The following is a 13877-nucleotide window of genomic DNA, read 5'->3' as shown; positions in this document are numbered from 1 at the left end:
CTCGACATAATTGTCGAGGCTTTGATAATCAATTAATTATTAATATTCATCTTCATTAAAGAAGAAGTCCTCTTTAGAGGGGTAATCTGGCCAAATATCTTCAATGTTTTCATAAATCTCACCTTCATCTTCAATATCTTGAAGGTTTTCCACTACCTCTAGGGGAGCTCCAGTTCGAATAGCAAAATCAATTAATTCATCTTTGGCTGCCGGCCATGGGGCATCTTCTAAATATGAAGCTAACTCTAATGTCCAATACATAGTATATATATTTTAATTTTATTATTGTTTCTAATTTGTTTCTACAAAGCGCAAAAGTAGATTTATTTTTCGTAATTCCAAATTTAATTTTAAATCAGGATAGATTCATGACTTAAACCTTTGGTTTCCACTTGATTTCTTCAATGTTTAAATCATTTGCAACCTTTCTAGAAAGTACAAATAGATAATCACTCAATCGATTGAGATATTTCATCGCCATTTTGTATTGCTCACTATCATCATGCAAGCCAACAACAAGTCTCTCCGCTCTTCTGCAAACACATCTTGCTATATGACAATGTGATAGGATCTGTTTCCCGCCCGGAAGAACAAAATGTTTCATTGGGGGAAGGCTTTCGTTCATTTCATCTATTGCTTCTTCTAAAAAAACGATGTCTTTCTCAAAAATTAAAGGAAGCTTCATCTTTGTGCCTTCAGGTTGGGTAGCTAAAAGTGACCCAATAGTAAACAAACGATCCTGTATTATTATCAGTTGTTCAAATTGATTTTTAGGAATTTCTTCATGATCTCTTACTAATCCAATCCAAGAATTTAATTCATCAACCGTTCCATAGCTGTCAATTCGTAAATCGTTCTTAGAAACTCTTTTACCACCTATTAACGAAGTTTGACCTTCATCGCCTTTTTTTGTATATACTTTCATATTATTTTCTGTATCTTATTGTTTAATTATAGAATATATAAAAAATATTGAACAATTTTTAATGATGAACATAAATCATTAAAAAAGGTTTCAAATTAGAGTTTTAATTAATTAAATAAAGCGTGGTATAGATCAGTTAAACCTCTTTAAAAGTTGAAAAATTAGTTCAAAAAAAAGAGGTAACGAAAATCTAACGCACCTCTTTTGATTATAATTTATTTTAAGTTTTAAGCATCTAATACACTTCTAGAAATCACAATTTTTTGAATTTCTGAAGTTCCCTCATAAATTTGAGTGATTTTTGCATCACGCATTAATCTTTCAACATGGTATTCCTTTACAAATCCATATCCACCATGAATCTGAACAGCTTCAACTGTTTGTGCCATGGCAACTGAAGAGGCATATAATTTAGCCATTGCTCCAGATTGGTCATAGTTTAAGCCATTATCTTTCTCCCAAGCTGACTTTAACACCATTAATCTAGCGGTTTCCACAGCTGTAGCCATATCTGCTATCTTGAATGCAATTGCTTGATGCTTGTTGATTTCCTTACCAAACGCTTTTCTTTCTTTTGAATAAGCCACTGCTAAGTCCATAGCTCCTGAAGCAATCCCCAAAGCTTGTGCAGCAATTCCTATTCTACCACCCGATAAGGTTTTCATGGCAAATTTGAATCCAAATCCGTCTTCGCCAATCCTGTTTTCTTTCGGTACTTTAACGTCAGTAAATAGTAGGGTGTGTGTATCACTCCCACGAATGCCTAACTTGTCTTCTTTGGCGCCAATCTCAAATCCTTCCATGCCTTTCTCAACAATAAAAGCATTGATTCCACGGTGACCTTTTTCTACGTCAGTTTGCGCAATAACTAGGTATGTCGAAGCTGTTGAACCATTGGTGATCCAGTTTTTTGTTCCATTCAATAAATAGTGGTCGCCTTTGTCAATTGCTGTTGTTTTTTGAGAAGTAGCGTCTGATCCAGCTTCAGGCTCTGATAAACAAAAAGCACCTATTTTTTCACCTTTTGCCAAAGGAACTAGGTATTTTTGTTTTTGTTCTTCTGTACCATATGTCTCAAGACCCCAGCAAACTAATGAATTGTTTACACTCATGCATACAGAAACTGAAGCATCAACTTTTGAGATTTCCTCCATAGCCAAGGCGTAAGATATGGTGTCCATACCACCACCTCCATACTTGGGGTCAACCATCATTCCTAAAAAACCTAATTCACCAAGTTGTTTGATTTCTTCTTTCGGGAAGCGTTGTTCGTTATCTCTTTCAATAACGCCTTCCTTTAATACATTCTGAGCAAAGTCTCTTGCCGCATCTCGAACAGCTATTTGTTCTTCGGTAAGTTCAAAATTCATATTTTATTTTTTTAGTATTGAATTAAAAACAGTTTACAGTCATTTTAGTTTTAACTGCTTTAATTAAACAATATCTTATTTTAATTACTTATAATTGAAGTTGCAAAATTAACGTAATTATTCATATTTTTCAGGGTAAATTTAAAGAAATGATATCTTTTCGTGTTATAGGTCTAATGTCTGGTACTTCACTCGATGGGTTAGATATCGTTGATGTGAATTTTGAACGCAACGAACAGGGATGTTGGAGCTTTAATGTAAACTCTTCAGAACTCGTTCCTTTTGATCCTAAAATGCAGAAGCGTTTAAATTCAGCTTTCTCATTGACAGCAGAAGAAATGTCAAGATTAAGTGCAGATTTGGGTAGGTTTTATGGTGAAGCAGTAAACTCATTTATTGATGCGTTTAACATTCCACGAAATACAATTGATTTTGTTGCGAGTCATGGACAAACTATTTTTCATCAGCCGGATAAAGGATATACCTTACAGATTGGTAACGGTCCTGAATTATCAGTTGTATCAAATTTACCTTCTGTAACTGATTTCAGATCTAAAGATGTAGCCCTTGGTGGAAATGGTGCGCCTTTAATTCCTGTTGCAGATTATTTACTTTTTTCTGATAAGGCTGAGGCATTCTTAAATTTAGGAGGGTTTAGTAACTTGTCTTATAAAAACGAAGATGTAGTTCAATCATTTGATGTTTGTCCTGTAAATATTATTGTTAATGATTTAATGCAACAGGTTGGGCAAACGTATGATGATCAAGGTGGTTTCGGGAAAAATGGTATAATTAATCAAGAGGTGTTTAAGGAGCTAAATAATTTGACTTATTATACATCTACAGGGCCACGTTCACTTGGATGGGAATGGGTAAAAGAAAATGTTGTTCCAATAATTCAAAAAGAAAAAGAAATTGTCAATCGTGTTAGAACAATCTATGAACATATTGCTTTTCAAATTGGTCGTGCACTGAACGATATTCACGGAGATAGCATCTTGATTACTGGGGGCGGAGCAAAGAATGATTTCCTCATAGAACGCCTTAAAAACAACACTTCAAAAGAAATAATTGTTCCCGATGAACAATTGATTGATTTTAAAGAAGCTATTGGATTTGCATTTTTGGGCGTGTTGAGGTGGAGAAAGGAAAACAATGTTTGGTCGAGTGTAACTGGTTCAAAACGTGACTCTTCGTCTGGAGTAATCATACGACCATAAATTTAATTTTTTTGATAAAGTGTGGATTCTAAATAGTTTTTTACTTTTGTTGTGAATTTCATATTTGTTTGGTGATATTTTCAACATTAATAAGTTTTGAAGGTGTCTATTGTGTTTATGAAATGTTATGTTAACACAACTAAAAATGCTAAGAAATAACTTGCAGGGAGTAACTTTAACGCTGTGAGTATATACTATTTATTATGGAACTATTTATTATTATTGTATTTGTTTTAGGGTACTTGGGAATTACCTTAGAGCATAGTCTGAAAGTGGATAAGTTAATTCCATCCTTATTGATGATGGCTTTTGCTTGGGCAGGAGTTTCAATAGGTTTGAATGATTTTACTTCATGGTTTAACTCTGCTGCTCATGAATTAATCGATATATCTGGAATGAGTATTGAAGCTAAAGGGGATTTGATGGATGAAACGCTACTGCATCATTTAGGGAAAACAGCCGAAATACTTATTTTTCTAATTGGTGCAATGACAATCGTTGAAATAATTGATCATTTCCATGGTTTTTCAGCCATTAAAAATTTTATTAGAACCAATAAGAAACGCACTTTGTTATGGATTGTCTCTTTCTTGGCCTTTATTCTTTCAGCAATTATAGATAATTTAACAGCAACAATTGTTTTAATAACGATTTTAAGGAAGTTATTGAGTAAATCAGAAGACCGCATTTGGTTTGCAGGAATAATTGTAGTTTGTGCTAATGCTGGTGGTGCTTGGTCTCCAATTGGTGATGTAACTACAACTATGCTTTGGATGGGAGGGAAGGTAACGGCAATAAAACTGATGGAGTATTTATTAATTCCGTCATTGATTTGCATGTTAATACCAACTTTTGTTGCAAGTTTTATGAAGCCGTTTAAAGGAACGTTTGAGTTGCCAAAAGAAGAGGTGGCAGCAAACTCTAAAGCTTCCTTAATGTTGTATTTAGGTTTAGGAATGATTGTTTTTGTTCCTATCTTCAAAACAATTTTTGAATTACCGCCTTATGTAGGAATGATGTTATCGCTTGGTGTTGTTGCTTTATTCGCTGAAACAATAAGTGTTCGACAATTTAAAATGGCCTATGTAGGAATTGTTAAAAAAGATAAAAATCCAGATTATATTCAAGAAAAGCCTGCTGAGAAACATGAAAGTCCTACTTTTAGGGCGTTAACTAAAATTGAAATGCCATCAATTTTATTTTTCTTAGGTATTTTGATGACTGTGGCAGCTTTAGAATCACTCGGTTTAGTATTTAACTTTGGTCAATCAGTTCAGAATAGTATGCATGACGATGTCTTTGTGATATTATTGGGAGCGGGATCTGCGGTAATAGATAATGTACCGCTTGTTGCAGCGAGTATGGGAATGTTTAATGTTCCTGTTGACGATCACATTTGGCAATTTATTGCTTATTCTGCAGGTACAGGGGGATCGATGCTGATCATTGGTTCTGCAGCTGGAGTTGTAGCTATGGGAATGGAAAAAATTTCATTCTTTTGGTATTTAAAAAATATATCTTGGTTGGCATTAATTGGTTATCTTGCCGGCGCAGGGTTTTATTTATTAGAAAGAGTATTGTAACAAAATTTAAATTAATACGTTATTGAAACTATGAAAGGATCGTTTTTATTACAGGTAGTACAAGATTCTACAGCAGTAGGTGCTGAAGAGAATTTTAAAGAAGTAGCCATTTGGCAAGCTATTGCTGAAGCAGCTGATAGTGTAATGGGGTTCATAATCTTGCTGGCATTGGCCATCATGTCTATTTATGCAGTGTATGTTTTTGTAGAACGATTATTGGCGTTAAAACGTGCGTCTAAGAAAAGTCCTAATTTCCTTTCTGAAGTGAAACGATACCTCACCGAAGGAAAGATAGATGAAGCAAAAACACTTTGTGTACGAACTGATTCTCCATCCGCAAGAATGCTAGAAAAAGGAATTGATCGCCTTGGAAAGCCTGTTGATATTGTTGCTTCAACGATTGATAATACTGGGAAATTAGAAATCTCGCGCTTAGAACAAAGGTTGAGTTTTTTAGCTACTGCAGCAGGTGTTGCACCAATGATAGGTTTCTTGGGGACGACAATTGGAATGGTTAGGGTTTTTAACGATATGAAAAATCTAGACTCTCTTGATTTAGGGACGATCGCTCCAGGAATTATGACTGCCATGATTACAACGGTAGCAGGATTAATTGTTGGGATTATTGCCTATATGGGTTATAATTATTTAGTTTCTCAGATTTCAAAAGTGGTTTACCGTATGGAAAATGACGCCATGGAATTCATGGATATTCTTCATAAACCTTCAAAATAATTTAAAACATGGGATTTAGTTCGCAAAATAAAGTAAAAATTGAAGGAGGTATGGCCTCCATGACGGACTTGGTGTTTTTATTGTTGGTGTTTTTCATCATTATGAGTACCATGGCGGAGAAAAATACGCCCGTAGAATTGCCACAGCCCACTGAAAAATTGGATACTTCAAAAGAGAATGCAACGACAACTGTAGTTATTACAGAAGATGATCTGTATCAAATTATGTTGAGTGACGCCAGTAATTCGAATAATCCATTTGGAGTGAAAACAGACGGCGTGAGCTATGATGAAATGCGTGATTTTTTAATTCAAGAAGTTGAAAAAACACCTGAAATGAAAGTTAAAATTGCAGGAGCGAGAAAAGCAAGCTACGAAGCTGTTTTTCAAATTCTAGCACTGTCAAAAGCCAAAGGGTGGAAACCAGTATTAGCATACGATTAATTTTTATTATCAATGGCAAAAGTACCTGTAGTAAGAAAATCGGATAATCGTAAAGGAATTGTCGCAGCTATTGCGTTCCTATTGGTTACTCTTTTCCTATTATTTTTTATAAAATACAGTGAGCCAGATCCACCCAAAGTTACTGTTCCTATTCCGATAACAATGAGTGAGAGTGGAATAGAAGATTTTGAAATACATAATGCAGGTGGTGGTTCGCCAAGCGAAACTGTTAATCCTACACCTACTCCAAATGAGAACCCGCAAGAACAACCCACTCAAGAAGAGTCGCCAGTGGAGACCGCTTCTGGGACTGGTGATACAGAAAGTGAAAATTCATCTGAGCAAGAAGAAGCTGCTTCGAATCCATTTTCAAATAATGGAGATGGAGGCACAGGTGAAAATGGTTCAGGAGGTGGCTTTGGAAATGACCAAGGACCTGGAAGTGGAGACGGTGAAGAAGGTACAGGAGGTGCTGGAGACCGAATTAGAAAAACAAACATTCAATCTAAACCAACAACAGAAAATGATGAACGCGTTCAGATTGCTTTGAAATTGACAATCGATTCTCAAGGAAAAGTCGTTCGGGCAGATGTAGTAAGAAATGCAACTACCTCAAACAATCAACTTTTAATTGATGAAATAATAGATTTGGTTAAAAAAGAAGTGCGGTATGAAGAAAAGCCGGGAGCAAGAAATGAGGTAGCTTTTTATACGGTCACTGTTCAGCCTGGATAATATGGACAATCAAGAGTATAGAAGAAAAATTGAATGGTTATTCAATCAATTCCCCGTTTTTCAAAAGGTAGGAGATAAAGCCTACAAACCGACATTAGAAAACACTTTATCTTTAATCAAGCTATTTAAAGTTCCTCTTCAAGAAATGAGGTTTGTGCATGTTGCAGGTACCAATGGGAAAGGTACAACTTGTTCTATAATAGCGAGTACATTGCAGAGTGCAGATTTAAAAGTAGGACTTTTTACTTCTCCACATATTAAAGACTTCAGGGAAAGAATAAGAGTAAATGGATTAATGATATCTGAAACAGAGGTGGTAAATGCTGTTCAGAAAATTCAAGAAGCACAGTTCGATTTCTCTCCTTCTTTTTTTGAGATAACATGGGTTTTAGCTTTGTCACATTTCTACAAACAGAACTGTGATGTAGTTGTTGTAGAAACCGGATTAGGTGGACGTTTAGATGCAACCAATGTCATTCAACCTGAATTATCTGTCATTACAAATATTGGACTAGATCATGTTGCAATACTAGGAAATGATATGGTTCAAATTGCTAAAGAAAAAGCAGGTATCATTAAAACAAAAACTCCCGTGATTGTTGGTGAATATACAAGTGAAACGGAGAAGGTTTTTAATGAAGTAGCGAATAAATTACATTCAAATATTTATTTTCTTCCTCCAAATTCTAATGAAACAACTTTTGAGAAGAATCAGCGGTTGGCTTTTAAAGCTGTCGATATTTTTATGAAGGATTATCCAGAGAAAGCAACTATTAAAAAGAAAGGAATTAAAAACTTGTATCAAAATACAGGGTTGTTGGGCCGAAATCAAGTTTATTCAACTTCACCGCTAATTATTATGGATGCCGCACATAATGAAATGGGAATTGAACGGTTAATTGAGGATGTTCAAAAAAATACCTCGATAAAAATGTACGGGTGCTATATGGCGCTTCAAATGACAAAGATTTGGATCAAATTATAAAATTGTTCCCGCTTGAATGGGAATACTTTTTTACGGAATTCAAAAACAATCGTTCAACAAAAATTGATGTTTTTAAGGAAAAAGTAAAACTGATAAAAAATAAATCACATTTTTTTTCGGACACCTTAGAAGCCTTTGAAGCAGCGCAAAAACTTAATAATAAAGAAGATATGCTTTTGGTTTTTGGGAGTTTTTTTCTGTTAGAAGAAATAATTTAAATTTTTTTATTAAAAAGTTGCTTTAGATTTAAATATTGTACGTATATTTGCACCCGCAACGGGGTTAAACGAAACTCCAGAAACAATTAAAAAAGGGCCCTTAGCTCAGTTGGTTTAGAGCACCTGCCTTACAAGCAGGGGGTCACTGGTTCGAATCCAGTAGGGCCCACTTAAATGAAAAGCACTTACAGAAATGTAGGTGCTTTTTTGCTATTCTAATATTTCGGTTTTGTTGGATTAAGACTAAATCGCAATAAGCAATTTCGTTTAAATCTAGATGCGTATCGGAAACTTTACCGGTAAATATATCTAAGCTGTCAATCATGTGAATAAACGGTTAACTGACAAGATCCTTCGCAAATTTCTCTTTCCAACTAGTTGAAAAGAGAAATTCACTTCAGGATGACATTAGAATAGGGGTATATTTCAATCGAGAGAATAGAAGTAAGAACGCTAGATCGTTCTTACTTCTATTCTCTCGATTGCTTTCCAACACCCTCGACTGTCATCCTGATCATATTTGAAAATCTTAATTTTCAAATATAAAAGGATCTTGTGGATCAAGACTAATTTTTGGGGATTAAGCATAAATATTTGTCAATCTGAATAAAAAATGTTCAACATTTCGAACTCCTCTAAACTACAGGCAGAAACATAAATTTGATTCCGTTTATATTTTTGGTCTCGATTTTGTAAATCAGAGCAAAAACCTTTAATATGAAAACAATTTTACTATTCTGCTTTTCTCTAATTTCATTCATCGGAATTGGTCAATTCAATTACTGTTGTGATGCTCGCCATCATTGTAATCACAACAATAATGATTTTAATAGTCAATATAACAACTCTTATTATGACCATTATTTTACAGACCTTGATTTTGCTTTGAGAAATCCTTCAAAGGTTGTAGTCCTAGACCTAAGTAATCAAAACCTTTCCAGATTACCATGGCAAATAAAAAAACTTGAAAATCTGGAAGTTTTAATTCTTTCAAACAACAAATTAACCGTTCTGCCATGGGAAATGAGGCATTTAAAGAAATTAAAAAAGCTGGACATATCATATAATTATATTAAAAGATTGCCATGGGAATTTAGATATATGGAAAGCTTGCAAGAACTTGATGTCAGCAATAACAACCTAGAGTACCTACCTTGGGAGTTTAGGTATCTTTCACACTTGGTCTATTTGAATGTTTCGTCTAATCCAATAGCAAGGCTTCCTTGGGAGTTAAAACATTGCGCATCTTTGCGTAGAATTGTGATTAGAAATACAAATATTTCTGATATTCCTTGGCAATTAAAAAACGCCGAATATTTGCATGTTATAAAGTAGGTAATGACGGTTTTAACTGATAATTATTTGTTGATTTACTTGTAGATGTATATCCTCCATATAAAAAAATGAATCTGCAGTCTTGCCTTTTTAAAGCGTTTTTAAAACCTTCATTCCTTCTTCTGTTGCTTGCCAAATTGTTGCTTGCTCCAGCAAATCACTCGGGAACTTTGATTTTGATTGAATGGTAATTGGATATTCATCTAAATTGTCATTTAACTGTAATTGCTTCCCGATTGGCACATAAATATGTACATGAATTTGTTGCCCCCGTATCTTTTGATCATTTGCAAATGAAAAATGACTTTGTAAATTTAATACCTTACCATCTCTCTCAAATTTATATATTATTTTCTCTGTGCGTTGCTTCGCTTCTTTTATCGTTGCGCCATTGCTTTTCTTTTTTATAATGACACGGTACAATGAATCTTCTGTAGGGTGAACATGAATAGGAGTGTGTCGCATTGTTACACGGTTGTTTTGGACTGAAAAATGTGAATCGTAATCATAGTCATTCATTTTGTTGATTAAATTATCATTGTCAAGCAGATTAATCGTTAAACGCTGAATTGAATCCTCAATTATTAATTGTTCTTCTTTTTGATACCTTTCTTTAAAATCCAAACCTGTCTTTACGCCCAGAAACGACAAGCCAACTAAAGCGATAAACCAAATGATTAATAAGGTTAGAATAAAACCGCGTGATTTGGGCTTTTGATTAAATAGTAACATTCCACCGGCAATAATTAAGAATAAAGTAGGGATGAGCACAATTGTAAAAATCAACCAAATAGCCAAAATGGAATCAACAAAGAAGAGGCTGAGTATTCCGTCTAAATTTGTGTTTAGAAATTCCTTTTGAAAAAATAAAAAACTCAAATCTGTCAGAAAGATCAGCACTAAAGCAACAGTTCCCATTAGTCCAGCGAAGAACATTATAAATCCAAAGACTTTTGCAATGACCCTTACGAGTTTTGTGAAGGTATTATCTTTTTTTTTAAAGGTGTTTTTAACTGAATTTGATGCTCTTTTGAATCCTGTTTTGGCCTCTTTGGTTACTGAATCAGCAAAGGCTTTAAAATTATCTAGATTAGCAGATTGACCGTACATTTTAAGTTTTTGTGCTGTAGTCTTTGCCTCAGGAATGGCAATCCAGGCAATAATATAAACCAAAACACCAGAGCCTCCCATAATTACAAGGATTATCCAAAGTACCCGAATTATTACAGGATCAATATTGAAATAATGCCCTAAACCTGCGGAGACTCCAGCTAACATACCTTCTTCTGTATCTCTAAATAACTGTTTTTTATTTTTATTTTCTGTGGAATTATAGTAGAAGTCAGAATCTTGTTCAGGCTCATAATCCTCATCAAATTGATGAGGTGAACCCATTATAGTCATCACTTCTTTTACGTCATTTTCTGTAATAACTTCTTTGCTTTTACTTAAACGTTCTTGAAAGAGTTCACCGATTCTTAATTCGATATCAGCAATCATTTCCTCTACCCCTTCTTGTTTTGAAAAAACTTTTTTAATATCGGTAACATACTGCTTTAAGATCTGAAATGCTTCCTCTTCAATATGGTAAACCATTCCAGCTAAATTTATTGTCGTTGTTCTTTTCATAAGTTTTTATTTTCTAATTTGTCTACTGCTAATTTTAAAATGCCCCAAGTCTGTTCTAATTCTTTTAAAAACTTCATTCCTTCATTTGTAAGGGCGTAATACTTTCTTGGTGGACCCGTATTTGATTCTTCCCAGCGATAATTCAGTAGTTTTGCATTTTTTAATCTTGTCAATAATGGATAGAGCGTTCCTTCCACTACTATTAGTTCGACTTCCTTGAGACTTGCTATAATCTCCGAAGGATAACATTCTTTATTTGAAAGTATAGATAAAACACAATACTCCAAAATACCTTTTCTCATTTGTGCTTTTGTGTTTTCTATCTTCATATTTCAATAAATTTTTTCACAAATATAAGTAATTATATAGTACTAGGTAATGCATGGTACTGTATTTTTTTAAATTATTAGGATTGAAACCAAAATGAGTTAACAGATTTAAATCACTTAAATGTATTATTTCCCTCTTTTTCTGACCGCTATATTCTATGGTCGAACTGTTTTCTCTTTAAGTCTAATTTGTTAAATATTTGGTTTTTAAATACAAATGGCTTTATATTTACTTTAAACTAAAAAACCAACTATTATGAAACACGCATACATGCCAACCCTTAAACGATTAGCTCTCGTGCTATAAACCGCCATTTTTATGAACAGCAATGCAGGCTTTTCACAAGCCAATCCTAAATGGAATACACACGGAAACTCAAAAAATCATAGCCTTATGAAAAAGTTAATATTATTTATTTTAGTAGTTATTGTTTTAATGTCTTGCAACAGAAAAACCACTTTGAAAGGACGGGTTATGAATCCCATAACTGGTGAAGGTATTGCAGGAGCAACCATTTCAGCAAGTAAAATAACCATGGAATTACCGGGAGGATATAAAACAGTTGAACAAACCACGTCAGATACAAATGGGGATTTTCTTTTAAAATTTAAAAAATCTGCCTCAAGTATTGGAGTGTCTACAGGTAATTATCACAACATCGGTTGGTATCAAAATGGTGAAATTCAAAATGGATATTATTTACCTGTCCAACAAGGCGAAAACATGCATGCAGATTTTTACGCAGTGCCTTATGGGGAGTTACAGATAAATGTTAAAAACATAAATTGTTTCAATCAGAGTGATACTTTGAGTATTTTTCGTACACACTCTATACCTGACTATTATGATGATGTACCTAATCCTGCAATCTATGTGGGATGTATTGATAACATAGGAAATATGAATAAATCTCCTATGGGTTGGTATAAATATAAAGGTAAGGTTATAAGAAATGGTATTGAAACAACGATTAAGGATAGCATCTATTTAGGGGCTGGGGAAACAGAAGTTTGGAATATATACTATTGATATTCGAGGAAATGGTCAATGCTTCTAGAAGTTAATTGGGGGGACAGGAAACTTCAATTGAGATTGACCTTGGCGATTTGAAATCAGGTATTTATATCATAAGAATCACCTCCGAAGGAAGAGTGTTTAACAAAAAAATAGTAGTCAAATGAAAAAGCTAATATTATTTATTTTAGCAACTATTGTATTAATTTCTTGCAACAAAAAAGTTACACTAAAAGGACGTGTATTAAACCCCGTTACCAACCAAGGAATAGAAGGGTTTACCATTGCTGTTAGTGCAGACACTTGGGAATTGCCAGGAGGAGCAAAGCCAGTAGGAGAAACCACTTCAAACGCAAATGGAGATTTTGTCTTAGAATTTAAAAAGTCAGGATATGATTTTTCAGTATATAAAGAAGGGTATTACAACATAGGCTGGTATCAAAATGGTGAAATCCTTCCTGGTCAGTTACCCGTCAATGATAAAGGCAAAACCATGCACGCAGATTTTTATGCGGTGCCGTATGGGGAAATAAAAACAAGTGTGCATAATATTAATTGTAGTGGTTCAACAGATACTTTGATCTTTAAACGAATTTATCAGCTCGACCCAAATAACTCTGTATTTCAACCTTTTACTTTTACAGGTTGTTATGATAATTATGGTGCTTTTGCAAAAGTTCCGAGTGGAGACTACAAATTGGAATGGACGGTAATAAGAAGTGGTGTCAGCAATACCTATTCTCATATTTTAAGCGTTCCTGGTAATGGGCAGGCAATTTATAATATTGACTATTAAAAATCACCTCAGGAGGAAGAGTGTTTAACAGAAAACTATTGATCAAATGAAAAAGTTATTATTATTTATTTTAGCAACTATTATTTTGATAGGTTGCAACAAAAAAGTTACACTAAAAGGACGTGTCTTAAACCCCGTTACCAACCAAGGAATAGAAGGGTTTACCATTGCTGTTAGCGCAGACACTTGGGAATTGCCCGGAGGCGCAAAACCAGTAGGAGAGACCACTTCAGACACAAATGGAGATTTTGTCTTAGAATTTAAAAAGTCAGGATATGACTTTTCAGTATATAAAGAAGGTTATTACAACATAGGCTGGTATCAAAATGGTGAAATCCTACCTGGTCAGTTACCCGTCAAAGATAAAGGCAAAACCATGCATGCAGATTTTTACGCGGTGCCGTATGGGGAGTTGAAATTAGATATTAATAACGTTAATTGTCAAGGAGTAACTGACACTATATGGTTTAGAAATAAATGGTTGGGTTATACGGGTTTTGAAAGTTCCTATTCAACACCTAGAACAGGATGTTATTCTTATACAAGTGCTTCGCCATTC

At 34.2% G+C, this 13877-nt stretch carries 17 protein-coding genes and 1 tRNA gene; 13 read left to right on the top strand and 5 right to left on the bottom strand.

The genetic code is table 11. The annotated features are described in order from the left end of the window. Nucleotides 1-39: 39 nt before the first annotated feature. The 3 genes from CW751_RS12510 to CW751_RS12500 form a co-directional block, all read right to left on the bottom strand. On the bottom strand, nt 40-261 hold the full coding sequence (locus CW751_RS12510) for a DUF2795 domain-containing protein (RefSeq protein ID WP_101335370.1): 222 nt from the start codon (nt 259-261) through the stop codon (nt 40-42). A 112-nt stretch (nt 262-373) separates the two neighbouring features. Further along, the gene (locus CW751_RS12505) at nt 374-925 is read right to left on the bottom strand and encodes a cob(I)yrinic acid a,c-diamide adenosyltransferase (RefSeq protein ID WP_101335369.1); all 552 of its coding nucleotides are present in this window, start codon (nt 923-925) and stop codon (nt 374-376) included. Nucleotides 926-1152: 227 nt separating this feature from the next. Continuing rightward, nucleotides 1153-2295 carry an acyl-CoA dehydrogenase gene (locus CW751_RS12500; protein ID WP_101335368.1) on the bottom strand — a complete coding sequence of 381 codons (1143 nt, stop codon included), beginning with the start codon at nt 2293-2295 and terminating at the stop codon, nt 1153-1155. 149 nt (nt 2296-2444) lie between these two features. Between CW751_RS12500 and CW751_RS12495 the strand changes: the two genes are divergently transcribed. The 9 genes from CW751_RS12495 to CW751_RS12455 all read left to right on the top strand — a co-directional run bounded on the left by CW751_RS12495 (nt 2445) and on the right by CW751_RS12455 (nt 9549). Continuing rightward, nucleotides 2445-3515 carry an anhydro-N-acetylmuramic acid kinase gene (locus tag CW751_RS12495; RefSeq protein ID WP_101335367.1) on the top strand — a complete coding sequence of 357 codons (1071 nt, stop codon included), beginning with the start codon at nt 2445-2447 and terminating at the stop codon, nt 3513-3515. A 191-nt stretch (nt 3516-3706) separates the two neighbouring features. Next, nucleotides 3707-5098 (top strand): sodium:proton antiporter NhaD, encoded by a 1392-nt coding sequence (gene nhaD, locus CW751_RS12490; protein ID WP_394335964.1) that lies wholly within the window; start codon nt 3707-3709, stop codon nt 5096-5098. A 30-nt stretch (nt 5099-5128) separates the two neighbouring features. Next, nucleotides 5129-5833, top strand: coding sequence for a MotA/TolQ/ExbB proton channel family protein (locus CW751_RS12485; RefSeq protein ID WP_101335365.1), 705 nt, complete (start codon nt 5129-5131; stop codon nt 5831-5833). An 8-nt stretch (nt 5834-5841) separates the two neighbouring features. Next, nucleotides 5842-6276, top strand: coding sequence for an ExbD/TolR family protein (locus CW751_RS12480; protein ID WP_101335364.1), 435 nt, complete (start codon nt 5842-5844; stop codon nt 6274-6276). Between the two features lie 12 nt (nt 6277-6288). After that, nucleotides 6289-7011 (top strand): hypothetical protein, encoded by a 723-nt coding sequence (locus tag CW751_RS12475; RefSeq protein ID WP_101335363.1) that lies wholly within the window; start codon nt 6289-6291, stop codon nt 7009-7011. 1 nt (nt 7012) lies between these two features. Beyond that, nucleotides 7013-7996, top strand: coding sequence for a bifunctional folylpolyglutamate synthase/dihydrofolate synthase (locus CW751_RS12470; RefSeq protein ID WP_101335362.1), 984 nt, complete (start codon nt 7013-7015; stop codon nt 7994-7996). Further along, a complete protein-coding gene (locus CW751_RS15575) occupies nt 7981-8214 on the top strand; it encodes a hypothetical protein (protein ID WP_133122214.1) in 234 nt (77 codons plus the stop codon). Before CW751_RS12470 ends, CW751_RS15575 begins: the two co-directional genes overlap by 16 nt. Nucleotides 8215-8308: 94 nt before the next feature. Next, a tRNA-Val gene (locus tag CW751_RS12460) sits at nt 8309-8383 on the top strand. A 548-nt stretch (nt 8384-8931) separates the two neighbouring features. After that, complete coding sequence (locus CW751_RS12455; protein ID WP_101335360.1) at nt 8932-9549, top strand: leucine-rich repeat domain-containing protein; 618 nt, start codon at nt 8932-8934, stop codon at nt 9547-9549. A gap of 90 nt (nt 9550-9639) precedes the next feature. Here CW751_RS12455 and CW751_RS12450 read toward each other — a convergent pair whose 3' ends face one another. Together CW751_RS12450 and CW751_RS12445 are read right to left on the bottom strand one after the other, a co-directional pair. Then, nucleotides 9640-11178: a PspC domain-containing protein gene (locus CW751_RS12450; RefSeq protein WP_101335359.1), complete on the bottom strand. Its 1539-nt coding sequence runs from the start codon at nt 11176-11178 to the stop codon at nt 9640-9642. Then, nucleotides 11175-11507, bottom strand: coding sequence for a PadR family transcriptional regulator (locus CW751_RS12445; protein WP_101335358.1), 333 nt, complete (start codon nt 11505-11507; stop codon nt 11175-11177). The genes CW751_RS12450 and CW751_RS12445 overlap by 4 nt, the downstream gene beginning before the upstream one ends. Before the next feature lie 394 nt (nt 11508-11901). Between CW751_RS12445 and CW751_RS12440 the strand changes: the two genes are divergently transcribed. The 4 genes from CW751_RS12440 to CW751_RS12425 all read left to right on the top strand — a co-directional run. Further along, a complete protein-coding gene (locus tag CW751_RS12440; protein ID WP_133122213.1) occupies nt 11902-12537 on the top strand; it encodes a carboxypeptidase-like regulatory domain-containing protein in 636 nt (211 codons plus the stop codon). A 35-nt stretch (nt 12538-12572) separates the two neighbouring features. Then, nucleotides 12573-12689 carry a T9SS type A sorting domain-containing protein gene (locus CW751_RS16010; protein WP_101335356.1) on the top strand — a complete coding sequence of 39 codons (117 nt, stop codon included), beginning with the start codon at nt 12573-12575 and terminating at the stop codon, nt 12687-12689. Then, nucleotides 12686-13318, top strand: a complete 633-nt coding sequence (locus tag CW751_RS12430; RefSeq protein WP_101335355.1) for a carboxypeptidase-like regulatory domain-containing protein — start codon at nt 12686-12688, stop codon at nt 13316-13318. Before CW751_RS16010 ends, CW751_RS12430 begins: the two co-directional genes overlap by 4 nt. A gap of 46 nt (nt 13319-13364) precedes the next feature. Continuing rightward, the coding region (locus CW751_RS12425) for a carboxypeptidase-like regulatory domain-containing protein (RefSeq protein ID WP_101335354.1) at nt 13365-13877 on the top strand (513 nt) is incomplete at its 3' end.

The organism is Brumimicrobium salinarum, from assembly GCF_002844555.1.
In the GTDB taxonomy this organism is placed as follows: Bacteria; Bacteroidota; Bacteroidia; order Flavobacteriales_D; family Crocinitomicaceae; genus Brumimicrobium; species Brumimicrobium salinarum.
Note: the sequence above shows the minus strand (reverse complement) of the source record. Positions and strands in the feature narration are given on the sequence as shown.